22 protein-coding genes are annotated in these 21,426 nt (G+C 64.8%); 10 read left to right on the forward strand and 12 right to left on the reverse strand.

What is annotated here, in order from left to right; genetic code table 11:
* Positions 1 to 12: 12 nt before the first annotated feature.
* The 4 genes from ACQKRQ_RS30885 to ACQKRQ_RS30900 all read left to right on the forward strand — a co-directional run bounded on the left by ACQKRQ_RS30885 (position 13) and on the right by ACQKRQ_RS30900 (position 4,959).
* Positions 13 to 1,236 carry an efflux RND transporter periplasmic adaptor subunit gene (locus ACQKRQ_RS30885; protein WP_427481306.1) on the forward strand — a complete coding sequence of 408 codons (1,224 nt, stop codon included), beginning with the start codon at positions 13 to 15 and terminating at the stop codon, positions 1,234 to 1,236.
* Positions 1,233 to 2,729, forward strand: a complete 1,497-nt coding sequence (locus ACQKRQ_RS30890) for an efflux transporter outer membrane subunit (protein ID WP_427481307.1) — start codon at positions 1,233 to 1,235, stop codon at positions 2,727 to 2,729. Before ACQKRQ_RS30885 ends, ACQKRQ_RS30890 begins: the two co-directional genes overlap by 4 nt.
* A gap of 89 nt (positions 2,730 to 2,818) precedes the next feature.
* Positions 2,819 to 3,505, forward strand: a complete 687-nt coding sequence (locus ACQKRQ_RS30895) for a heavy metal response regulator transcription factor (RefSeq protein ID WP_007176723.1) — start codon at positions 2,819 to 2,821, stop codon at positions 3,503 to 3,505.
* Positions 3,502 to 4,959: a heavy metal sensor histidine kinase gene (locus tag ACQKRQ_RS30900; protein ID WP_427481308.1), complete on the forward strand. Its 1,458-nt coding sequence runs from the start codon at positions 3,502 to 3,504 to the stop codon at positions 4,957 to 4,959. The genes ACQKRQ_RS30895 and ACQKRQ_RS30900 overlap by 4 nt, the downstream gene beginning before the upstream one ends.
* On the opposite strand, the gene dinB is transcribed toward ACQKRQ_RS30900, so the two are convergent.
* The 4 genes from dinB to ACQKRQ_RS30920 form a co-directional block, all read right to left on the reverse strand.
* Complete coding sequence (gene dinB, locus ACQKRQ_RS30905; RefSeq protein ID WP_427481309.1) at positions 4,926 to 6,092, reverse strand: DNA polymerase IV; 1,167 nt, start codon at positions 6,090 to 6,092, stop codon at positions 4,926 to 4,928. The genes ACQKRQ_RS30900 and dinB overlap by 34 nt on opposite strands.
* 367 nt (positions 6,093 to 6,459) lie before the next feature.
* Complete coding sequence (locus ACQKRQ_RS30910) at positions 6,460 to 7,038, reverse strand: YceI family protein (protein WP_132382471.1); 579 nt, start codon at positions 7,036 to 7,038, stop codon at positions 6,460 to 6,462.
* Positions 7,039 to 7,083: 45 nt separating this feature from the next.
* A complete protein-coding gene (locus ACQKRQ_RS30915) occupies positions 7,084 to 7,659 on the reverse strand; it encodes a YceI family protein (protein ID WP_427481310.1) in 576 nt (191 codons plus the stop codon).
* Positions 7,660 to 7,785: 126 nt separating this feature from the next.
* A complete protein-coding gene (locus tag ACQKRQ_RS30920) occupies positions 7,786 to 8,340 on the reverse strand; it encodes a cytochrome b (RefSeq protein WP_132382474.1) in 555 nt (184 codons plus the stop codon).
* Positions 8,341 to 8,548: 208 nt separating this feature from the next.
* Between ACQKRQ_RS30920 and ACQKRQ_RS30925 the strand changes: the two genes are divergently transcribed.
* Both ACQKRQ_RS30925 and ACQKRQ_RS30930 read left to right on the forward strand, forming a co-directional pair.
* On the forward strand, positions 8,549 to 9,574 hold the full coding sequence (locus ACQKRQ_RS30925) for a GGDEF domain-containing protein (protein ID WP_427481311.1): 1,026 nt from the start codon (positions 8,549 to 8,551) through the stop codon (positions 9,572 to 9,574).
* A 133-nt stretch (positions 9,575 to 9,707) separates the two neighbouring features.
* The gene (locus ACQKRQ_RS30930; RefSeq protein ID WP_427481312.1) at positions 9,708 to 10,958 is read left to right on the forward strand and encodes an arsenic transporter; all 1,251 of its coding nucleotides are present in this window, start codon (positions 9,708 to 9,710) and stop codon (positions 10,956 to 10,958) included.
* A gap of 48 nt (positions 10,959 to 11,006) precedes the next feature.
* On the opposite strand, the gene ACQKRQ_RS30935 is transcribed toward ACQKRQ_RS30930, so the two are convergent.
* Together ACQKRQ_RS30935 and ACQKRQ_RS30940 are read right to left on the reverse strand one after the other, a co-directional pair.
* Positions 11,007 to 11,237, reverse strand: a complete 231-nt coding sequence (locus ACQKRQ_RS30935; RefSeq protein WP_427481313.1) for a hypothetical protein — start codon at positions 11,235 to 11,237, stop codon at positions 11,007 to 11,009.
* Positions 11,238 to 11,610: 373 nt separating this feature from the next.
* Complete coding sequence (locus ACQKRQ_RS30940; protein WP_132383280.1) at positions 11,611 to 11,946, reverse strand: hypothetical protein; 336 nt, start codon at positions 11,944 to 11,946, stop codon at positions 11,611 to 11,613.
* Positions 11,947 to 12,345: 399 nt separating this feature from the next.
* Between ACQKRQ_RS30940 and ACQKRQ_RS30945 the strand changes: the two genes are divergently transcribed.
* The 4 genes from ACQKRQ_RS30945 to ACQKRQ_RS30960 all read left to right on the forward strand — a co-directional run bounded on the left by ACQKRQ_RS30945 (position 12,346) and on the right by ACQKRQ_RS30960 (position 15,242).
* The gene (locus tag ACQKRQ_RS30945) at positions 12,346 to 12,636 is read left to right on the forward strand and encodes an EF-hand domain-containing protein (RefSeq protein WP_132382480.1); all 291 of its coding nucleotides are present in this window, start codon (positions 12,346 to 12,348) and stop codon (positions 12,634 to 12,636) included.
* Positions 12,637 to 12,749: 113 nt separating this feature from the next.
* The gene (locus tag ACQKRQ_RS30950) at positions 12,750 to 13,160 is read left to right on the forward strand and encodes a hypothetical protein (protein ID WP_427481314.1); all 411 of its coding nucleotides are present in this window, start codon (positions 12,750 to 12,752) and stop codon (positions 13,158 to 13,160) included.
* 16 nt (positions 13,161 to 13,176) lie between these two features.
* Positions 13,177 to 13,890: a response regulator gene (locus ACQKRQ_RS30955; protein WP_427481315.1), complete on the forward strand. Its 714-nt coding sequence runs from the start codon at positions 13,177 to 13,179 to the stop codon at positions 13,888 to 13,890.
* Positions 13,887 to 15,242 carry an ATP-binding protein gene (locus ACQKRQ_RS30960; protein ID WP_408281724.1) on the forward strand — a complete coding sequence of 452 codons (1,356 nt, stop codon included), beginning with the start codon at positions 13,887 to 13,889 and terminating at the stop codon, positions 15,240 to 15,242. Before ACQKRQ_RS30955 ends, ACQKRQ_RS30960 begins: the two co-directional genes overlap by 4 nt.
* A gap of 45 nt (positions 15,243 to 15,287) precedes the next feature.
* On the opposite strand, the gene ACQKRQ_RS30965 is transcribed toward ACQKRQ_RS30960, so the two are convergent.
* From ACQKRQ_RS30965 to ACQKRQ_RS30990, 6 genes are all read right to left on the reverse strand, one after another.
* Positions 15,288 to 15,554, reverse strand: a complete 267-nt coding sequence (locus tag ACQKRQ_RS30965; protein WP_132382485.1) for a hypothetical protein — start codon at positions 15,552 to 15,554, stop codon at positions 15,288 to 15,290.
* Between the two features lie 106 nt (positions 15,555 to 15,660).
* Positions 15,661 to 15,984, reverse strand: a complete 324-nt coding sequence (locus tag ACQKRQ_RS30970) for a DUF1634 domain-containing protein (protein ID WP_427481316.1) — start codon at positions 15,982 to 15,984, stop codon at positions 15,661 to 15,663.
* Positions 15,981 to 16,853 carry a sulfite exporter TauE/SafE family protein gene (locus ACQKRQ_RS30975; RefSeq protein WP_427481406.1) on the reverse strand — a complete coding sequence of 291 codons (873 nt, stop codon included), beginning with the start codon at positions 16,851 to 16,853 and terminating at the stop codon, positions 15,981 to 15,983. Before ACQKRQ_RS30975 ends, ACQKRQ_RS30970 begins: the two co-directional genes overlap by 4 nt.
* A gap of 14 nt (positions 16,854 to 16,867) precedes the next feature.
* The gene (locus tag ACQKRQ_RS30980; protein WP_427481317.1) at positions 16,868 to 17,614 is read right to left on the reverse strand and encodes a GntR family transcriptional regulator; all 747 of its coding nucleotides are present in this window, start codon (positions 17,612 to 17,614) and stop codon (positions 16,868 to 16,870) included.
* Between the two features lie 170 nt (positions 17,615 to 17,784).
* The gene (locus ACQKRQ_RS30985) at positions 17,785 to 18,699 is read right to left on the reverse strand and encodes a DUF72 domain-containing protein (protein WP_132382490.1); all 915 of its coding nucleotides are present in this window, start codon (positions 18,697 to 18,699) and stop codon (positions 17,785 to 17,787) included.
* A gap of 34 nt (positions 18,700 to 18,733) precedes the next feature.
* Positions 18,734 to 21,397 (reverse strand): response regulator, encoded by a 2,664-nt coding sequence (locus ACQKRQ_RS30990; RefSeq protein WP_427481318.1) that lies wholly within the window; start codon positions 21,395 to 21,397, stop codon positions 18,734 to 18,736.
* Positions 21,398 to 21,426: the final 29 nt, after the last annotated feature.

Consider the following 21,426-nt stretch of genomic DNA (forward strand, 5'->3'; position numbering starts at 1 on the left):
TGGCTGACTGAGATGACCGAAAAAACTCATGCATCGCTAGCGATTCCGGCGCGAGAGACCGAAGGCGGCCACGCCTTGCCGCCGCGCCATCGCGAATGGAAACGCGCCAAGATCGCCGTGTGGATCGTGCTGGCACTGCTCGCCGTCGGGGCCTTGCGCACCGTGGTTGCGAACATGATGCAAAACCGTTCGGTGGCGGAGACCACCAGGCAGAACGCGACGCAGTATGTGAACGTGGTGAGTCCGACGCAGACCGAAGGCGGCGGCAATACTTTGCTGCCGGGTACGCTGCGCGGCTACGTCGAATCGCCGATTTACGCGCGCTCCACCGGTTATCTGTTGCACTGGTACGCGGATATCGGCACGCGTGTGAAGCAGGGTCAACTGCTCGCCGATCTGGACACGCCGGAAATCGATCAGGAACTCGCGCAGGCATTGGCGCAGCGCCAGCAAACCAGTTCGAGCCTCGGCCTTGCCAGGAGCTCGCTGGACCGTTGGCAGCAACTGCGTCAGCGCGATGCGGTCTCGCAACAGGAACTCGACGAACGGCAGAGCACGTACACGCAAGACGTGGCCAACCTCGCCGCCGCCGACGCCAACGTCAAGCGCCTGCAGCAGCTGGAATCGTTCAAGCGCATCGTCGCGCCGTTCGCGGGTGTGGTCACGCAGCGCAACGTGGATGTCGGCGACCTGATCGACGCGGGCAGCGGCACGAGCCGCGCGCTCTTCGCGCTCGCGCAGTCGGACCCGCTGCGCGTCTATGTGCAGTTGCCGCAGGCGTATGCGCAGAACGTGTCGGTGGGACAGAAGGTGGTGGTGACGCAGGCCGAACTGCCGGGCCAGCAATTCCACGGCACGATCACGCATATTTCCGGCGCGATCGACGTGCCCACCCGTTCGCTGCAGGTCGAAGTGACACTGCCGAATCCGGACGACAAGCTGCGGCCCGGCGCGTATGTCCAGGTCGCGCTGCCGGCGGTTGCGCACGCGCGATTGATGGTGCCGGGCAACGCCTTGCTGTTTCGCGCTGAAGGCCCGCGGGTTGCGGTGGTCGATGCGAACGGCAACGTGCAGTTGCACAAGATCGTGATCGCGCAGGATCTCGGCCAGTCGCTCGAAATCGAAAGCGGCATCGAGGCCAGCGACAAGATCATCATCAACCCGAGCGATTCGATCGCGGACGGCGATCACGTGCAGATCCAGCAGCCGCAGGCCAACGGCAAGGGGGCGTCGTGAGGCACGTGGCCACATGCCGTGCACTGACGACGCTGGCAGGCGCGGCGCTGCTGGCCGCGTGCACGGTCGGGCCGGACTATCAGCGGCCGCAGGCCGAAGTGCCGCCCACCTGGCAAACCGATTCGTACTGGCGCGTGGCCGTACCGTCTCATGCACCGATTTCGCCGGACTGGTGGAGGGCGTTCAGCGATCCGACGCTCGCCACGCTGGAAACGCAGGGGCTCGCGCAGAATCAGACGCTGCTGGCGGCCAGCGCGCATTACGAGCAGGCGCGGGCGACGCTCGCGAACAACCGCGCGCAGCAGATTCCCGAAGTCGATTTCGCGGCGCAGGCATCGCGCTTCCGGATTTCGCAGAACCGTCCGCAGACGAATTACGGCACGCCCACGACGTCGACGGTGCAGAACAGTGTGCAGCTCGGCCCCACCATCAACTACGACACCGATCTATTCGGCCGGATACGTCGTGAGGTGGAAGGCGCGGCGGCTTCCGCGCAGCAGTCGGCCGACGACCTCGCCAACGCGCGGCTCGTGCTGACCACCGATCTCGCCACCGACTATTTCTCGCTGCGCGAACTCGACGCCGAGATCGACGTGCTGAATCAGTCGGTGAAACTGCAGCAGAAGGCGCTCGACTACGTGACGACCGAGCACGATCTCGGTTCGGTGTCGGGGCTCGACGTGCTGCAACAGAAATCGCTGCTCGACTCGACGCGTGTGCAGGCGCAACTGCTGCTTAACCAACGCGCGCAGTTCGAGCATGCGATCGCCGCGCTGGTCGGCGTGCCCGCGCCGCAGTTCGCGATCGAACCGAAGGTGCTCGATGCGAAAGTGCCGTCGATCCCGCTCGGCGTGCCCAGCGACGTGTTGCAGCGGCGGCCGGATGTCGCCTCTGCGGAGCGCGCGATGGCCGCGGCGAATGCGCAGATCGGCGTCGCCAAGGCGGCATTTTTCCCGAGCCTCACGCTGGCGCCGAGCATCGGTTGGGAAAGCACACAGTTCGCCAGCCTGTTGAGCGCGCCCACGCTGATGTGGACGCTCGGCGCGGCGGTCGGCCAGGTATTGTTCGACGGCGGCCGCCGCGCGGCCAACGTGAAGTTCGCGAGCGAAGGCTACAAGGCCACCGAGGCGAACTACCGCCAGACCGTGCTCACCGCGTTCCAGCAGGTGCAGGACGGCATCACCGGACTCTCCGTGCTGGACGGCGCGGCGAAGCAGTCGAGCGAGGCCGTCACCGACGCGCAGCATCTGCTGGCGCTCGCCAACGACCGCTATTCGGGCGGCCTCGTCGCTTACCTCGACGTGATCACCGCGCAACAGCAACTGCTCACCAGCGAGCGCCAGGACGTGCAGATTCACGGCCAGCAGATGACGCTGTCGGTCTCGCTCGTGAAGGCACTCGGCGGCGGCTGGGACGTCGGCGCGGACATGCCGAATACGCCCATGGGCGCGCAGCCGAACGACACGAAGGAGGCGATGGCTCCCGCGCGGTGAGCTACCGGATCATGAAGCAACAGGGGCACGCGGCGGTGCGCAAGAAGATTGCAAGGCGTTTCGTATAATGCACATACAAGGGGACGCGCATGAAATTGCTGATTGTTGAAGACGAGCACAAGGTGGTGGACTACCTGCGCTCCGGTTTGACAGAGCAGGGCTGGGTCGTCGACGTCGCGCTCGACGGCGAGGAAGGCATGCATCTGGCCACCGAATTCGATTACGACGTGATCGTTCTCGACGTGATGCTGCCCAAACGCGACGGCTTCAGCGTGCTGAAGGCGCTGCGTATGCGCAAGTCCACGCCGGTCATCATGCTCACCGCGCGCGATCACGTGAACGACCGCGTGCGCGGCCTGCGCGAAGGCGCGGACGACTATCTCACCAAACCCTTTTCGTTCCTCGAGCTGGTCGAGCGGCTGCATGCTCTCGCGCGCCGCACCCGCTCGCAGGAGTCGACGCTGATTTCCGTCGGCGATCTGTTCGTCGATCTGATCGGCCGGCGCGCGACCCGCGACGGCGTGCGGCTCGACCTGACCGCGAAAGAATTTCAGTTGCTCAGCGTGCTGGCGCGCCGGCAAGGCGACATTCTGTCGAAGACGGCCATTACCGAATTGGTCTGGGACGTCAATTTCGACAGCCATACCAACGTGGTCGAGACCGCGATCAAACGATTGCGCGCCAAGCTCGACGGCCCGTTCCCCTCCAAACTGCTGCACACCGTGCGCGGCATGGGTTACGTGCTCGAAGTGCGGGAAGAGGCGGAGCAATCATGAACCGCTCGATAGCCCGGCGCCTCGCGTTGATGTTCGCGTTCGTCGCGCTATTCGTGTTCACGCTGGTCGGCACGGGGCTCTTTCTCGTGCTGCGCACGCAGCTCGAACACCATCTGCGCGAGTCGCTCGACGACCGCACGCAGATCGCGCGCATCATCGTGTATCACGCCGTGACGCCGGAAAAATGGCGCATGGCGCGCGAAAAGCTCACCGACATGACGCCGCACGATGGCAGCACCGTGTATGCGGTGTCGAGTCCCGATCCGTATTTCCATTACGGCACACCGGTCGACGGTTCGGTGGTCACGAGCTGGGCGGGCGGCTATGCGCGCGTGACGCCGGCCGGCGGCGGCCAGGACATGCTGACCTCCACGGCCACGATTCCAGCCTACGGCGCGCGTCCGGCAGTGCAATTGCAGGTGGCCGCGAGCTATTCGCCCAATGTGCGCACCATGCGCGTGTTCGGCTTCGCGCTTGCCGCGCTGTCGGCGCTGGGCAGCCTCGGCGTCCTGTTGCTCAGCTATTCGGTCACGCGGCTCGGCCTCGCGCCGCTCACGCGCCTCACGCGCGACGCTTCCGCGGTGAGCCCGAACAACCGCTCGCAGCGTCTGAATACCGCCTCGCTGCCGCTCGAACTGAACGACCTGGCCAACTCCTTCAACGGTGCGTTGGAGCGGCTTGACGGCGCGTATGGCCGCCTCGAATCGTTCAATGCCGACGTGGCCCATGAACTGCGCACGCCGGTGACGATTCTGATCGGCCAGACGGAGGTGGCGTTGACACGCAATCGCTCGGTCGACGATCTGCGCCATACGTTGCAATCGAATCTCGAAGAATTCGAGCGCATGCGGGCGATCATCAACGACATGCTGTTCCTCGCCCGCGCCGATCAGGGCGAGCGCGCGACAGGCCTCATCGACGTGTCACTGGCCGCGGAAGTCGCGCATACGCTGGAGTTTCTGGAGATACCGCTCGAAGAAGCGCGGGTGCATGCGCAATTGCGCGGCGACGCCATGGCGCGCGTGAACCGCTCGCTGTTCGGCCGCGCCTGCACGAATCTGTTGATGAACGCGATCCAGCACTGCGAGCCGGGCGCCGAGATCAGCGTGACGATCGTGAGCGATCGGGATCAGGTGCGCGTCGCGGTGGCCAACCCCGGCGAGCCGATCGCGCCGGACGTGCTCGAACATCTGTTCGACCGCTTCTATCGCGCCGAGGTCTCGCGCACGAACAGCCGCGAAAACCACGGGCTGGGTCTGGCGATCGTGAAAGCGATTGCGGAGATGCATAGCGGCACCGTGTCGGCGCAAAGCGCGCACGGCATCAACACCTTTGCGTTCTCGGTTGCGGCGGTCTCGCCGCTCGAAGCCGGCGTGCCGGCGGCGCGCTCGAACACGAGCGCGGCGGCCGAGGGAACCGGTTATTCGTCGCTGGTGAAGGGCAAGTCGGCCTGAACCGGCAGACGTCGCGGCGGTGTCAGCGCGTTGGCCGGCGTCAACGCACTGACGCGCACGCCGAGGAGCCGCAGCTTGCGGTTCAATTCCACTCTGCGCAGGCATTCGGTCGCCGCGCGCCGGATCTCGGCGGCGTCGGCGGTCGGCACGTCCAGCGTCAGATCGCGCGTGACCGTGCGGAAATCGTCGTAACGCAATTTGATGCCCACGGTCCGCCCCACGTAGCCCTTGCGCACCAGATCTTCCGCCACCCGCACGCACAAGCCGGTAAATGAACTCGATAGCGCGGGCCGGTCGTGACGCGGATGCAGATCGCGCTCGAAGGTCGTCTCGCGGCTCATCGACTTGGGCTCCGATTCGACGACCACCGGCCGCTCGTCGTGGCCTTGCGCGACCTGCATGAGCCACGCCGAGTAGCTGCGCCCGAAGTGATCCTGCAAGAGCCCCGCGTCCGCCGCCGCCAGATCGCCGACGGTGGCGAGACCGAGCGCGGTCAGCTTCTCCGCGGCCTTAGGTCCGATGCCGTTGACCTTGCGCACCGGCAGCGGCCAGACGCGCAAGGGAATGTCAGCGGGCGTGAGGATGGTGAGGCCGTCGGGTTTGTCGAGTTCGGAGCCGATCTTCGCGAGCAGCTTGTTCGGCGCCACGCAAATGGAGCAGGTGAGGCCGGTGGCCTGATTGACCGCCTGCTTGATGCGCGCGGCGATCTCGCGCGGCTCGCCCGGCAGTTCGGTCAGATCGATATAGATTTCGTCGATGCCGCGATCTTCGATGCGCTCGGTGAACGTGGCGACCGCCGCCTTGAACAGGCGCGAATAGTGGCGATAGGAGTCGAAGTCGGTGGGCAGCAGGATCGCATCCGGCGCGAGCACGGCGGCCTTCATCATGCCCATGGCGGAGAACACGCCGAGCGCGCGCGCTTCGTAAGTGGAGGTGGTCACCACGCCGCGGCCCGCGTAATCGCGCAGCTTCGCGAAGCGGCGGGTGCCGTCTTCGAGCGTTTGCGGTATGCCATTGCGGCCGCCGCCGATCACCACCGCCTGGCCTCGTAGTTCCGGATAGCGCAAAAGCTCGACGGACGCGTAGAACGCGTCCATGTCGAGGTGCGCGATGTGGCGGCTTGCAGAACTCATGGGATGGCAAAAAACGGCTGACGACGACGGTCAAACCGTAATAGTACCTTGCTCCGCCGCCGTCAGGACCGCTCAGAAGCGGTAGTTCACCCCGTACACGGCCGTTGAGTCTGCCAATGCGCCGACGCTGGTTTCCGCTAACCGCACGAGCGTGGTGAAAGACGCGCCGACGCCCGGCATCACGGTGACATCGAATCGGCAGACGGGGACTTACACGGAAAGCGCGGACACGTTCGGCTCGCCGGTGAGCGGCTGAGCGAAGAAACGGGCTGGCGTGGAGAGTTGGGAGCGGGTTGCGGCAACGGAAGTCGAGGGACTGGTTGCCGCAACCGCCTGATGCAAACCCGGGAGTCCGGGCGGCAGGCAATTACTGCTTGATGCCTTCGGCCTGAATGTGCAGCGTGGTCTGCATCTTGAAGCCGTAGGTCTTGCCGAAGTCGACGCCGAAGTCGTCGCGATTGAACGTCGCGGTCGATTCCGTGCCGCACACTTCACGCTTGAGCATCGGGTTCATGATGCATTTGAACGATTCGATCTTCAGATTGACCGGCTTGGTGATACCGTGCATCGTCAGCGTGCCGATCACTTCCACCGGCTTGTCGCCGTCGAAGCGGATCTGCGTGCCCTTGTAGGTCGCGGTCGGGTACTTCGCGGCGTCGAAGAACTTGTCCGTGACCAGTTCCGCGTCGAGCTTGTCGTTGCCGATATCCACCGAGCTCATGTCGATCGTCACGTCGACCGTGCCGGTCTTCGCCGCGCGATCCAGCACCACGGTGCCGCTGCTCTTCTTGAACTTGCCGCGCCAGATGGACAGGCCGCCGAAGTGATCGGTTTCGAAGCTCGGGTAGGTGTGCGTCGGGTCGAGCTGATACGTATCGGCTGCCATCGCGTTGAACGACAGTGCAGTGGCCAGCGCGCCTGCGGCGAGCAAAAGTTGTTTCTTCAAGTTGTTCTCCAGGTTTCAGAAAGTGCTGTGACGCTTCGTGTCGAGTTATTTCTTCGAAGCGACGATGTGAAATTTGATGACGACTTCATCGGCGACCACCGACGTGTCTTTCCATTCGCCAGTACCGACGTCGAATTGCGAGCGCTTGATCGGCAACGCGCCGTCGAACGTTTGCGTGGCGCCCTGGCTGGCAATGGTGACCGGCACTACGACGGTTTGCGACTTGCCCTTGATGGTGAGCTTGCCGGTGATCCTGTACTGGTTGCCGCCGGCCGGCGCGATCGCGCTGGAGACGAAGGTTGCGGCCGGGAAGGTTGCGCTGTCGAACCATTCCTTGCCTTGGGCCTGCTTGTTGTAGTCGTCGGCGCCGAGGTCGTAGCTGCCGGTGTCGATCGACACATTGGCGCTGCCCGCGGTGGGCTTGGCCGGATCGAAATTCAGTTGCGCCGAGAATTTCCTGAACTTGCCGTCTACAGGCACGTTCATCTGTTTCGTGGTGGCAATTACGCTGCTCTTGCCCGTGTCGACATCGGCATGCGCGAGGCTTGCGCCCAGCAGCGAAAAGGCCGTGATGCCGGCGAGCGTCACGCGTTGAACGGAGTGGTAAAAGTTTGCTTTCATGGTGGTACGCATCCTATCGAACCCGCGTGCGTTGATTGCGCACCGCTGGGAATTAGATTGCCAACAAGCCGTAGCCAATCGCCGGCTGTCTGCTGCTGTCTGCTGCTGTGTGGCTATCGTCTGCCGTTACTTGAGGAACGGAATCATTCGGGCCAGCAATCCGTCGCGATCGACGAATTGATGCTTGAGCGCCGCCGCCACATGCATCGCCACCAGCGCGAGCAAGGTGTAATTGAGCAGCACGTGGACCGTGCGCAGACTTGCCTTGAGCGCCTGATCCGGGCCGATGAAGGTAGGCAGCGGCACGATGCCGAGATACACCACCTGAATGCCGGCGGCGGAACTATAGAAGTAGCCGGACAGCGGAATCGCCAGCATCAGCACGTACAGCACGCCATGCACCAGATGCGCGGCGGCCTTCTGCCATGCGGGCGTGGCGCTGTCGAGCGCCGGCGCGCGGTGGGTGGCGCGCCACAGCACGCGGGCCACGGCGAGCACAAATACGGTTACGCCGATCCACTTGTGCCAGGAGAAATACTTCAGCTTGGTAGGCGTGAAGCCGGGGATATCGGTCATGATCCAGCCGATATAGAAGCCGCAGATGATCAACGCCGCGATCAGCCAGTGCAAGGCAATGGCGGCGCCGTGGTAGCGGTCTGAACGGACGGGGCTGGATTTCATTCTTTAACGTTCGTGGGTTATCGGGTATTGCAAGTGAATGCGAATGGTAGGGATGCCAATGAAAACTGAATAGCCGGGGAGAAAGGAACAGATTGTTGTATCCGTGACGCTAATGTCGCCGGAATAAAGCGGCGCGGCGGCCGTAATGGGCCGGTAGGTCCTCCACTGTGTTAATTTGCCGGCTGAACCGCCAGGAGAGTCGAGACCGATGAACAGGATTGAAAACAACAACATTGCGCTAGGCGCGGATTTTCTGCGCCACGAGGTGGCACCCGTGGCGACTGCCGCGGCCGGGGTGGAAGGCTACATGGAGCACGACGCGGCTGTCTACCGCACGTTGCTCGAATCGACCAAAGCGATTCCGTGGAAGATCGATTGGGCGACCATGGAGTTCGCCTATATCGGCCCGCAGATCGAAGCCCTGCTGGGCTGGGCGCCCTCGAGCTGGAAAACCGTGCAGGACTGGGCCGCGCGCATGCATCCCGAAGACCGCGAGAAGGTGGTCGAATTCTGCGTCGCCCAATCTCAGGCGGGCACCGATCACGAAGCGGACTATCGCGCGTTGACGAGCCGGGGCGAATACGTCTGGCTGCGCGACGTGGTGCATGTGGTGCGTGACGCGCGCGGCGAGGTGGAGTCGTTGGTCGGCTTCATGTTCGATATCAGCGAGCGCAAGAAGACCGAGGAGAAACTGGCCGCGCTGCAACGGGAACTCGAGGCGCTCTCGTTCGTGGACGGCCTGACGGACGTCGGCAATCGCCGCGCGTTCGACGCGCGCCTGCAGCGCGAATGGAGCGCGGCGTTGCGTCATGCGGCGCCGCTCTCGTTGATCATGGTCGATATCGACTTCTTCAAGTCCTACAACGACTACTACGGACACGTGCAGGGCGACGAGTGCCTGAAGCGGGTCGCCGGCGTGTTGAGCAGCGCGGTGCGGCCGGGCGACTTTGTCGGCCGCTTCGGCGGGGAAGAGTTTGTGCTGATCCTGCCGAACACCGGCGCCGACGCCGCCCGCCAGGTGGCCGAGCGTTGCCGCGACCGTATTGCGACCGAAGAGATCGCGCACGAGCGCTCGCCGTTCCGCCAGACGGTGACCGCCAGCTTCGGCGTCGGCACCACGATTCCGGTCGAGGCGGCCGATCCGGTAGCCTTCGTCAATCTGGTGGATACACAGTTGTACTGCGCCAAAGATAACGGCCGCGATTGCATTGCGGCGGTGAACCGCGTGGGATGAAGCGAACGCAACGGCACGGCCATAGGCGCGCAACTTGCTATATCAGCGCCTGCGGCCACCGCAACATGGGCGAGTTCGCCCGGCCATGCCGGACATCGCGCTCGCGCGTCATCAATCATCCTGGGCTCACTTCGTGAATTCCATTTTCCTGTCTTGGGGTATCGCCGCCGCCGCCACGGCGGGCGTCATCACGCGGCCGTTCAAATGGCCCGAAGCCGTGTGGGCCGTCGCCGGCGCGCTGCTGCTGGTCTCGCTCGGTCTGTTGCCGGTCCATCTGGCGCTCGAGGCGATCGGCAAGGGCACCGACGTCTATCTGTTTCTCTTCGGCATGATGCTGCTGTCGGAAGTGGGGCGCCGTGAAGGCCTGTTCGACTGGGTCGCCGTGCTCGCGGTCAACCATGCCCAAGGTTCGCCGCGCAAGCTCTTTCTGCTCGTCTACCTGGTCGGCGTGGTGATCACCGCGTTTCTCTCGAACGACGCCACCGCCGTCGTGCTCACGCCGGCCGTGTTCGCCGCGGCCAAAAAGGCGAAGACGCATCCGCTGCCCTTGCTGTTCGTCTGCGCGTTCATCGCCAATGCGGCGAGCTTCGTGCTGCCGATCTCGAATCCGGCCAACATCGTGCTGTACGGCAATCACACGCCCGCACTCGGCGCCTGGCTGATGCGCTTCACGCTGCCCTCGCTGCTGTCGATTGTCGCGACCTACGTGATGTTGCGCTGGACCCAGCGTGACGCGCTCGCCGGCGCCTGCGAGGCGAATCTGGAGCCGGTCGAGCTCTCGTCGAGCGGCAAGGTGGCGCTCGCGGGCATCGCGGTGACGGCCGTCGCGCTGCTGACGGTCTCCGCGTTCGATGTTCCGCTCGGCATGCCGACCGCGATACTCGGCGCGCTGACCGCGCTGGTGGTGCTGATTCTGGAGCGCAAGTCGCCGCTGCCGATGATCCGCGAAATCTCGTGGAGCGTGCTGCCGCTGGTGGCCGCGCTGTTCGTGCTCGTCGAAATGCTCGATCACACCGGCGTAATTACGGCGGCGGCTGAACTGACGCAGCGCGCGGCGCAACATCACGAACTGGCCACGGCGGGCTGGGCAGGCAGCGTCATCGCGATCGGCAGCAATCTGATGAACAACTTGCCGGCGGGTCTGATCGCCAGTTCGACCGTGATGCAGGCGCATAGCCCGGAGCGTGTGATCGACGCGCTGCTGATCGGCGTCGACCTCGGCCCGAATCTGTCCATCACCGGTTCACTCGCAACGATCCTGTGGCTCAACGCGATTCGCCGCGAGGGCGAAGACGTGAGCTTCATGAAGTTTTTGAAGGTGGGCGCGCTGGTTATGGTGCCGGCACTCGTGCTGGCGCTCGGCGCGCGGATCCTGACTGGTTGACGGCGTGAATCGAGCATCGAGGGCGGCGGTGGCTTCCGGGCCGCCCGGTTACCACCGCGTACCGGTGGGACGCAGCGGCGCTTCGTCCGCTTGGTTTAGCGAGCGCAGCGTCTCCTCGAGCCGCGCGATACGCTCGCGCTGTGTCGGCATCAACGTCGGCCTGGGCAAATTTCGCAGGCGATTGTGCCAATAGGACAAGGGAATGCGATCGTTGCTGGAGATCATCCCGAACACACGTTCGAGGTGGGCGATCTCCTTGTCGAGTTCCTGGTAGTTCATCTGATGTTTCCCCAAAGGGTGGTGGCCGGGCCGACATCTGTCCGCAAGCCACTCGCGAGTCCAATGGTTGGACAGCTATGTCCCACGAATGGACATGCGCCACGTGACAAGCGACACTTAGCCAACGATGTTCCGCACTCGCTGGAACGGAACCGCATCGCATTTGGCCTTCCTCTAGAACCGTGAAACCCACCGCTTTATTCCAAGGGTCCGTTCGGAGTTTTGCAACACGGACTCGCGCTCCGCATCGCGTCGCCGGACATGCTTCAGGACAACGGGAATTCGCCAGGCGTTCTCCCCAACAGCATGTCCTATGCTGGTTCAGCGGCTTTTGTTGTAACCAGCACATCGGCTGACAAGACGCTGAGCGCGCCTAACGCGGCATCATCATGACGGGCTGGGCGTAGGTCACCGCGGGGGCGGGCACGATCGCGTAGTTGGTTGGCGCGGGTACGACGACGGTGGTGTACAGGGGAACGGGCTTCGGCGCCGTCACCGTTGCCGCGACCGGAACGGCCACGGGAAGGGGAACCGGCGGGGGCGCCACCACATACACGGGATTGACCGGCACGGAGTAGTAGACCGGGCGCGGCGGCGGTGCGTAGATCACGGCGGCGGGCATATAGACGACCACGCGGGCGAACGCCGTCGACGAACAGGCGAGGCCGATGGCGGTGACAGTTGAGGCGCAAACGAGGCGAATAGTCAATTGGTACTCCTGATGCGTTGAGCGGTGCGATGCGTCTTCGGATGAAGAGGCGGGCCGGCTGGCTCGGGTGACGTGAGAGCTCAGCCGTTGCGACGAGGCGCTGATGGCGCCGGCAGACGAAAGATACGCAAAGCGCCGTGAAAACGGCATCGCAAACTCATTTCATTCCATGTCACGCCGAGGTGGTGTTGCGGCTTGCGTGTGTGTATGGAGCGCATGCTGCATTTGCGGTGGCGGCAAGCGTGGCGGCTTGTGACGCGGTCACGCAAGCCATGACATAAGTCGACATGATTCTGAAGTTGCCTTCAGGCGACGCTTCCCCAAGAATTCGGCCTGTCATCGAAACGGATCGCGGCAAACGGCAGGCGACGCTCGATGGCTCAATCGAAGGAGTCAGTCATGAAGAAGTTGATCGCTATCGTGTTGCTGTGCTGCGCATCCACCGTCACGTTCGCTCAAGCCGCGCCTCAAGGCGGCGACTCGCAGCGCATGGAGCGCATGGTGCAGCAGTTGCAATCGCGCTTTGCGAATGCCAATGCCACGCACGACGGCAAGCTCACCAAGGACCAGGCCGCCGCGGGCATGCCGATGGTCGCCAAGCATTTCGATGAGATCGATACGCAGAAGGCGGGCTACATCACCCTGCCGCAGATCGAGGCATTCATGCAGCAACGCGGGGCAACGCACTGAAGCGCGCGAGCATCGGCGGGACCATGAGACCGTGGCGCGGCGCGGTGTGCCGCCGGCGCGCGAGCCATCCTGCCGAACCATCAGCCGTCCTCTGAAATCAATAAAAACGCGCAATGAATCCTGCCACGTCCCGCCATCTGCGCAGCGCCGGCGCGTCGATCAGCGTATCGATCAGTGCGGCGCTCAGCGGTTGCGCGAGCGTCGGCAAGCCGGCCGCGGGCATCGCCATTTATCAGTTACCCGAAGCGAATGCGCTCGAAGCCGGCATCGTGGTGGACGACGCGATCGTGACGTTCGAGCAGAAAGCCGCGCGCATTCTGCCCGCGGGTATCGGCTATGAATGGACCGCGAGGTCGTATCAGGAGAAGTGCCAGCGCGCACCGTTCGCTCGGGATTGCGGTATTTTCGGGGATGCTCGCTTCCACCTGCATCGCTTTGCTGTTCATTCCGTCGTTCTACGTGCTGTTGCAGCGCCTTTCCGAGCGGCATGCGGCGCGGAAAACGCCGCCCGACGCCTAGCCTGAACCGAGGAGCCTTCGCATGGATCGCCCCGCCAAAATCATCGTGCTCGACGACGAAGTCGAATTGCGCAACATGCTGCAGCGCTTTCTGCGCGGGCACGGCTTCGACGTGCGCGTCGCCGAGGACGGCAAGCGTCTGGACCGCTACCTGGAGCGCGAACCATTCGATCTGCTGGTGCTCGATCTGATGATCGGCGAAGAGGACGGTCTCGCCATCTGCGCCCGCTTGCGCGAGCAGGGGCAGACCTTGCCGATCCTGATGCTGACCGCGAAGGGCGATCCGCTCGACCGGGTGGTCGGCCTCGAAACCGGCGCCGACGACTATCTCGCCAAACCGTTCCTGCCGCGTGAGCTGGTGGCGCGCATCAACGCGCTGCTGCGCCGCCAGAAGATCGCCTCGGGCGAAGTCACCGTGACGTCGCAAAGCGTGCGCTTCGGCGATTTTTCGCTCGATGTCGCCAAGCAGCAGCTCTCGCGCATGGACGAGTTGCTGGATATTCACTCGGCGCAGATGCTGCTGCTGGTCGCACTCGCGTCGTCGCCGAACCGGCCGGTGAGCCGCGACAATCTGCTCGCGCGCGCGCGGGGCCGCGAGCACGATGCGCTCGATCGCAGCATCGACGTGCAGGTGCTGCGGCTGCGGCAGATCGTCGAGGACGATCCGTCCAAGCCGCGCTTCATCAAGACCGTGTGGGGCGTGGGTTACATGCTGGTGGCGGACGTCGACTCATGACGCGCCCGCTGCTGCACAGGTTGCTGCCGAGAACGCTGCTGGCGCGCAATATCGCGCTGCTGATCGCGCTCGTGATGCTGAGCCAGGTGTGCTCGCTCGCCGTGTTGCTGCACTATGTGCAGCGGCCGCGGGTCGAGCGCGCGGCGGCCGTGTTCGCCACTTATGTGACCACACTCGACAATCTGCTCGCGGCCACGCCGCCCAACACGCGTCGAGAATTGACGACGCGCCTCGACATGCGCGCACAGGTTCCGGACGAAGCCGTCGCCGAGCCGCCGCCGAGTTTCATGGGCGCGTATCGCGTTTATCAGCGCCGCATCTTTCTCCAGAGCCTGCGCGCGCATCTGCCCGCCGACATGCCGACACGCTGGCAATTGGTGGGCGGCCAGCGCCTGTGGATCCGTATGCACGCGCCGGCCGACGCTCCGCAAACGCCGTACTGGATCGCCCTGCCGATTCCCGAAGACGCGCAGGGCAACGGACTCGACGCCGCGATCGTGCTCTCGCTCGGGCTCGGCGCGCTGGCGGCATTGACCGGTTATGTGATCCAGCGCCACCTCAACCGGCCGCTTCAGGAATTGACGCGGGCGGCGCGCCGCGTGAGCGCCGGCGAAACGCCCGCACCATTGCCGACCGACGGCCCCACGGAAATCGCCGCGGTGAGCGGCGCCTTCAATCAGATGACGCAGGCGTTGCAGCAAGCCGAGGCGACGCGCGCGCTGATGCTCGCCGGCATCTCGCATGACATCCGCACGCCGCTCACCAAGCTGCGCCTTTCGATGGCCATGGCGATGCCCAGCGGCAGCGACAGCAGCTTCGTGGTCGCCGCCGAATCGTATCTGGATCAGATCGAAACGATCTTGCAGCAGTTCATGGATTACGCGGGCAGCGGCGAGCGCGAGCAGCCGGAGCCCGGCGATCTGAACGCCTTGGTCGAACGGCTCGCGGGGGATTTCGCGGGGCTGGGTCACGAGTTCGATCTGTCGCTCGCGACTTTGCCCGCTGTGCCGTACCGGCCGATCAGCATGATGCGGCTGCTGATGAACCTGATGCAAAACGCGATCGTATACGGCGGAACCGGACTGGCGGTGCGAAGCTGGGCGACGGGCGAGGCGGTGTATGTGGCGGTCGGCGATCGCGGCAAAGGTCTTTCAGCGCAGGAACTGGAGCAACTGAAGGCGCCGTTTCAGCGTGGCCGCAATGCGCGTTCGCATAGCGGCGGCACCGGTTTGGGACTGGCGATCGTCGAGCGGATCGCGCGGCTGCATGGCGGCAGTCTGGAGTTTCATGCGCGCGAGGGCGGCGGGCTGGAGGTGTGGGTGGTGTTGCCCCTTAGCGCCCCGACGCGCTAAAAGTGGCCGTTGCGAGGCGTCGTTGCGCTGCTGCGCGTTCTTCGCTCACTTCCGGTCGAACCATGCATCCAGCCCGACCCGGAACGCCACGCCCGCGATCACCGGCACGGTCAACATGAGGATGATGCCGAAGTTCGGAATCTCGTCGCCGTACGTAATCGGACCGTAAAGCACGACGGTCGCCACGATCGCGAAGACCACGATGCCGACGGCCACCATCAGAAGATTGCGCGCGGCGATGGGCATCACCTTGCGCGGGGCCTTGTCCGGCGTGGCGCTGGCAGCGGGGACTTTGTCGGGTTGGACGGGCATGATGGTTCTCGTGACGATAGGAAGCTGCATGAGGAGCACCGGTGAACCGAACTCCACGGAAGGCGCACGATGGGCATCATACCAGGGCGCCTGCGTGCCGCGCATTTCACGCCGCGCCGACCACCAATCCCGCGGCCACGATTACCAGCACGAGTGCGGCGATCGCGCTGAACCGGTAATCCCGTTGATGCAGGAACACGCCTAACATCAATATAAGCCGCATTACCGGCAGCAGGATAAAAAGCGCGATGCCGATAGTCACGACAGGCATCCCGGCCGATGCCGGATGACTGGCGCCCGTGGTCCGCATGGCGGCCAGGGCGATGGCGAGGCCGAGCGCGATCGTGCCCGTTGCGATCCACGTGCCGTAATGCAGCAGCGCTGCCAGCCAGTGTTCGAGCCGCGCGCCCGCCCGCGCGATGCGGCTCATGCCGACGCTCCGAACAGGTGAACGCCGAAGGCTTCGAGCAGCATCTGCACGGCAAGCGCCGCGAGCACCGCGACGAACAACACGCGCAGCCGGTCGTTGGAGACGCGCATGAGCACGCGCGCGCCGAGCAGCGCGCCGGCCACCGAGCCCAAGGCCACCGGACCGGCGATCGCGGTCACGATCTCGCCCCTCAGGAAGTACGCGCCGGCGCTGGCCGCCGCCGTCACGCCGATCATGAAGTTGGAGGTCGCCGACGAGACCTTGATCGGCAGGCGCAGCGCGGTATCCATCGCGGGAATCTTGAGCACGCCGCTGCCGATGCCGAGCAGCGCCGAAATCAGACCCGCGCCGTACATCAGCGACAGGCCCAGCGGCACGCGCTGCACACGGTACGCGACGTCGCGTCCGAGCGCGCGGTCCGGATAGCTCGAATCCAGCCGCAACGAGGCGCCCCACGAGTTGGCGCGGGGCGTGCCGGCGGTTGCGGCGGCGCTTGCCGGATCGATACGCCGTGCGAGCATTTGCTGCGCCGACAACAGCAGGATCACGGCGAAAATGAAGTACAGCGCGGGCACGGGAATCAGCCCGCTCAGCAGCACGCCCGACAGCGCGCCGAGCGTGGTCGCCGTTTCCAGCACGAGCGCGAGCCGGACGTTGGTCAGGCGTTCGCGCAGGAAGGGCGCGGCGCCGCCGCACGAACAGGCGATCACCGAGACGATGCTGGCGCCGATCGCGACGTGGATATCGACGTGGCCGAACATGGTCAGGACCGGCACGATGAAAATGCCGCTCGCCATGCCGAGCATGCCGCCCAACGCGCTCGCGCCGAGCGACACCGCGAACAGCCATAACGTGTAGTGCAGATCCATCGCCGCCGTGCCCGTCATTGGCCGCGCGGCTTGCGCCGCGCAAGGCGGGTCACGAACTGGATCTGGTCGCCGCGATAGTAGAGCTTTTCGTAGTCGACGGGACGGTTGCCGTCGCCATACGAGGTGCGCTCGATGAGAAAGATCGGGCTGCCGGGCGCGATGTCGAGCGCCCGAGCGACGGCTTTGTCGGCGGCGATCGCTTCGAGGCGGTACTCCGCCTCGATCAGAGGCATGCCGTACTTTTGCTCGAGCAGCGTAAAGATCGGCTCGGCCTCCAGATCGTCTTGCATGATCTTTTCGCCGATGTCTTGCGGCAGCCAGGTTTCGTCGAACGAGAGCGGGGTGCCGTCGGCGATGCGCACGCGCCGGATGTGCACGACCGGCGTGCCGGGTGCGAGCGACAGCTTGCCGGCCACCGCTTCGCTGGCCTTTTCGATCTGTTTGCCGACCAGCCGGGCGGTCGGATGACGGCCGTGCGCGCGCATGTCCTCGACGAAGCCGCTCAGTTCGGTGAGCGGCTGGGTCAGGCGCGGCTGCGTGACGAAGGTGCCTTTGCCACGGCGGATTTCGATCAGGCCGCGCGCGATCAGGTTCTGCACCGTCTTCTGCAGGGTGGTGCGGCTGATGTTGAAGCTGGCGAGCAGGCTGGCTTCGTTGGGTAGCTGGGTGCCCGGCGGATAGGTGCCGTCGGCGATGCGTGCGGCGAGGGTCGCTTCGACTTGCGCGTAGAGAGGGAGCTGGTTGCTGCGGTCCGTGGCCATGTGAGACATCATGACGTCATGATGTCTTGGTGTCAAGGGCCGGTTTTGAGGGGCGGCGTCAGTGCCTGGCGGCGATCGTCATGAGGTCAAACTGAAGGGATTCGATCGGGAAGATACTGACGCGCCTCGCGTGGGCGGCGAAACGATCATTGGAGTGTTCAACGCGATTGCTACGGGAAATCATTTCCCAGAATCTCCATCAACGTCCGCGCATTCCGCTGCCCCTGATCCTCGAAGCAATTATTGAAAATGACATGCGTGCGTCCTGCCCGTCTCGCAATCGCGCGGATCGGGACGGCCAGTTCCGTCAGTTCCGCTTCGTTGTAGTCATAGTCGAAGCGATCCGCGGCGCTCGCCGCGCCTGTCGCGCTCCACGTCTGCGTGTTGCGCCCATGCAGACGCACCATCGCGAGTTCAGGATTCGTCGCCTCCCACACGGTATGTACGCGGTTGCTCACGTCCGGCGGCGCATCGACGATCACATGCACGATGCCCCGCTCGCGCAGAAACTCGAGCGACCAGGCCGCATGCTCGTCATCGAACCACGACTGATTGCGAAATTCCGCCGCCATCATGTAGCCCGCCATGCGCGCCCGGCATTCCTCGACCAGCGCGAGGCCATCCGGCGCGCGCGTGATCCACGGTGCAAACTGGAACAGCACGGCGCCGAGTCGTCCGCTCACGCGCAGCGGTTCGAGCGCTTCCAGATAGCGCCGCCACAGTTCATCGCGGATGTCGTCGGGCATGTCGCGGTAGTAGACGTTCTTCTTGCGCGGGCCGGTGATGCCTTCCGGCAGCGCCATTGCGATGTCTCTCGGCAGCGCGTCGGGCGAAGTCTGATGTCCGGTGAAGAGACGAAACGCCTTGAAGTTGAAGGTGAAGCCTTCGGGCGTACGCTCAAACCACAATTGCGCATTGCTCGCCGATGGCATTGCGTAGTAAGCCGAATCGACTTCGACGAGCGGGAACTGCGATGCATAAAAACGCAGACGTGCTTCAGCGCTACTGCTGCCGCGCGGATAAAAGCGCTTGCAGGCAATCAGCGTCTTGTCGGTCCAGCCCGCGGTGCCGCAGCGAATGTCCATCGGCGAAGTCGGTTGAATGCTTGGCGTGCGCCGGCTAGGACGCTTCTTCGGTGTGATCGATCCAGTCCGCGAGTTCGCGCCGTAGCTCCGCGATATCGAGCGGTTTGCCGAGCAGCCGCGCGCCGGGAATGGCGTCGCCGATCTGCGCGCTCTTGCCGTAGCCCGACACCAGCAGCACGCGGATACCCGGCTGCTGGCGCAGCATGGCGCGCGCGAGGCTGTCGCCGGACATGCCCGGCAACGTGAGATCAGTAAACAGGATGTCGAAGTGTTGCGCGGGCACGAGCGGCAGCGCTTCTTCGGCGCTCGCGACCGCGGTGCAATCGAGGCCCAGGGCGTTCAGCAGGTCACTGAATGCTTCGCGTGAATCCGCGTCGTCTTCGACCAGCAGCACGCGAGCCGGCGTGCCGGGCGAGCGCGCCGTCCCCCACCGGGCCTTCCTTTGGGATGCAGCCTCGGTAGCGCAATGCTGGCTTTCCTGCCTGGACTCTCTGCCTGGGTCGTACACGGCGGGCGGCACGCAGGCGGCGATCTGTCCATCGGCGACGGACACGGACAAGGACACGCCGGCAGGCGTGGCCGCGCCGGCACGCAACACGCCCCGCACCTTGCGGGCAAGATCGTCGCGCCGGTACGGCTTCGAGAGCAGCGTGATGCCGGCGTCGAGTTTGCCGTGATGGACGATTTCATCGCGCGTATAGCCGGAAGTGAAGAGCGTCGGCACCGCGGGCGAGCGCGCCGCGGCACGTTGCGCGAGCTCCACGCTTTTCACCTTGCCGGGCATGACCACGTCCGTGAACAGCAGATCGATCGGCACATCGCTGTCGATGAACTCGATCGCCGCGTCGCCGCTCGACGCGGTCAGCACTTTGTAGCCGAGTTGCGCGAGCATTTCGACGGCGGTCAGGCGCACGTCGGCATCGTCTTCGACGACGAGAACCGTTTCGCCGCCGCCGCTCGGCGCCGCGGTCTCGTCGACGGTTTCCGAGGTTTCGGCTTCGCAACTGCGCGGGAAAAACAGCGAGACGGTGGTGCCGCGTCCTACTTCGCTTTCGATCAACGTATGACCGCCGCTTTGCCTGACGAAGCCGAACACCATGCTCAGGCCGAGGCCGGTGCCGTGGCCGTCGGGCTTGGTGGTGAAGAACGGTTCGAACGCGCGTTGCAGGATCTCGGGCGGCATGCCGGCGCCGGTGTCGGTGACGGAAAACACCACGTATTCGCCCGGAGAGAGTTCCGGTTTGCCTCGGCAGAACGCGGCATCCAGCACCCGGTTGGCCGCGCGCACGGTGAGCGTGCCGTCCGCCTGCATCGCGTCGCGCGCGTTGATCGCGAGATTGAGCAGCGCGTTTTCCAGTTGATTGCGATCCACCTGCACGTTCCACAGATCGTCGCTCAGGACCGTATCGATCCGGACCGTTTCGCCGAGCGCGCGATGCAGCATTTCGCTCATGCCGCGCAGCAGGCGGCGCGGGTTCAGCACGGTCGGCGAGAGCGGCTGGCGCCGTGCGAAGGCGAGCAGATGCGCGGCCAGTTTCGCACCGCGTTTGACGGCGTCCGTCGCGGCGGACAGGCGGCGCAGCGTGGCCGGGTGGCCGCCGGCGTCCGCGGCAAGCATTTGCAGGTTGCCGTTGATCACCTGCAGCACGTTGTTGAAGTCGTGCGCGACGCCGCCCGTGAGGCTGCCGATCGCTTCCATCTTCTGCGCCTGGCGCAATTGCTCCTCGGCCAGCGCGCGTGCCGCGACTGCGTCGGCGACGCGCTGTTCGAGCGTCTCGGTCAACTGGCGCAGCGACTGTTCGGCGATCTTGCGTTCGTGAATGTCGATCAGCACGCCGGGAAAGCGTGTCGGTTCGCCATGCTCGTCGAATTCGCACTGGCCGTTTGCCTGCACCCACATATAGTCGCCATCGGGCCGGCGGATTCGAAACTCGGCGCGAAACGGCTCGCCCGAGCGGATCGCCTCGGCGGTCAGTTGATCGTTGAGCGCCTGATCGTCCGGATGAAGCATCTGGATGGCGGCATCGCGCTCGACGCCCTTTGCGGCTTCCTCCTGCAGAAAGGAAAAGGTGCGCGCGAAACGTTCGTCGCCGCTGACCTTGCCCGTGTGCACATCCAGCACCCATGTACCGAGCACCGTGCCGGTATTGAGCGCGAGTTGCAGCCGTTCGTTGGTCTCGTGCAGTTCAGCCTCGGCGCGCTGCCGCCAGCGTTCGGTGAGCACGCGCGCGGTGGTTTCGACGACCACCGCCAGCACGCCGGCCGGCGCGCCGCTGTCGTCGGCGACCGGGCTGTAGTAGAGATCCATCCACACGTCTTCGGGTTTGCCGTCGCGCAGCAGCACCAGCTCCTTGTCGCGATACGACAGCGTGCCGCCCGCGAGACAGGTGGCCATGACATGCCGGTTGAAGTCGGCGACTTCCGGCCAGCCGTGTTCGACAGGACAGCCGAGCAGATAGGGATGGCGTCCGCCCGCGAAGATCGCGTAGGCGTCGTTGTAGATCATGTAGCCGGGCTTGCCCCACAGCAGCACCAGCGGCACCGGCGAGGCGAGCAGCAACTGGACCGTGGCGGTCAGACTGCGCGGCCAGTTTTCAATGGCGCCGAGGCCGGTGGCGGCCCAGTCGAATGCGCTGATGCGCTGCGCCATCTCCCCGCGCCAGCCGGGGCAGCCGTGGTCTTGTGCCGGAAATGGCATGCTGCGCTCCACAGAGGTCACGTCGATGA

This window comes from Paraburkholderia sp. NPDC080076 (assembly GCF_050281145.1).
Lineage (GTDB): Bacteria > Pseudomonadota > Gammaproteobacteria > Burkholderiales > Burkholderiaceae > Paraburkholderia.

Coding starts and splice junctions, on each gene's coding strand:
- ACQKRQ_RS30885 (WP_427481306.1), top strand. CDS start 13: ATGACCGAAAAAACTCATGCATCGCTAGCGATTCCGGCGCGAGAGACC.
- ACQKRQ_RS30935 (WP_427481313.1), bottom strand. CDS start 11,237: ATGAACTACCAGGAACTCGACAAGGAGATCGCCCACCTCGAACGTGTG.
- ACQKRQ_RS30985 (WP_132382490.1), bottom strand. CDS start 18,699: ATGGACATTCGCTGCGGCACCGCGGGCTGGACCGACAAGACGCTGATT.
- ACQKRQ_RS30960 (WP_408281724.1), top strand. CDS start 13,887: ATGACGCGCCCGCTGCTGCACAGGTTGCTGCCGAGAACGCTGCTGGCG.
- ACQKRQ_RS30970 (WP_427481316.1), bottom strand. CDS start 15,984: ATGAGCCGCATCGCGCGGGCGGGCGCGCGGCTCGAACACTGGCTGGCA.
- ACQKRQ_RS30990 (WP_427481318.1), bottom strand. CDS start 21,397: ATGCCATTTCCGGCACAAGACCACGGCTGCCCCGGCTGGCGCGGGGAG.
- ACQKRQ_RS30900 (WP_427481308.1), top strand. CDS start 3,502: ATGAACCGCTCGATAGCCCGGCGCCTCGCGTTGATGTTCGCGTTCGTC.
- ACQKRQ_RS30980 (WP_427481317.1), bottom strand. CDS start 17,614: ATGGCCACGGACCGCAGCAACCAGCTCCCTCTCTACGCGCAAGTCGAA.
- ACQKRQ_RS30955 (WP_427481315.1), top strand. CDS start 13,177: ATGGATCGCCCCGCCAAAATCATCGTGCTCGACGACGAAGTCGAATTG.
- dinB (WP_427481309.1), bottom strand. CDS start 6,092: ATGAGTTCTGCAAGCCGCCACATCGCGCACCTCGACATGGACGCGTTC.
- ACQKRQ_RS30975 (WP_427481406.1), bottom strand. CDS start 16,853: ATGGATCTGCACTACACGTTATGGCTGTTCGCGGTGTCGCTCGGCGCG.
- ACQKRQ_RS30950 (WP_427481314.1), top strand. CDS start 12,750: ATGAATCCTGCCACGTCCCGCCATCTGCGCAGCGCCGGCGCGTCGATC.
- ACQKRQ_RS30945 (WP_132382480.1), top strand. CDS start 12,346: ATGAAGAAGTTGATCGCTATCGTGTTGCTGTGCTGCGCATCCACCGTC.
- ACQKRQ_RS30895 (WP_007176723.1), top strand. CDS start 2,819: ATGAAATTGCTGATTGTTGAAGACGAGCACAAGGTGGTGGACTACCTG.
- ACQKRQ_RS30925 (WP_427481311.1), top strand. CDS start 8,549: ATGAACAGGATTGAAAACAACAACATTGCGCTAGGCGCGGATTTTCTG.
- ACQKRQ_RS30920 (WP_132382474.1), bottom strand. CDS start 8,340: ATGAAATCCAGCCCCGTCCGTTCAGACCGCTACCACGGCGCCGCCATT.
- ACQKRQ_RS30915 (WP_427481310.1), bottom strand. CDS start 7,659: ATGAAAGCAAACTTTTACCACTCCGTTCAACGCGTGACGCTCGCCGGC.
- ACQKRQ_RS30965 (WP_132382485.1), bottom strand. CDS start 15,554: ATGCCCGTCCAACCCGACAAAGTCCCCGCTGCCAGCGCCACGCCGGAC.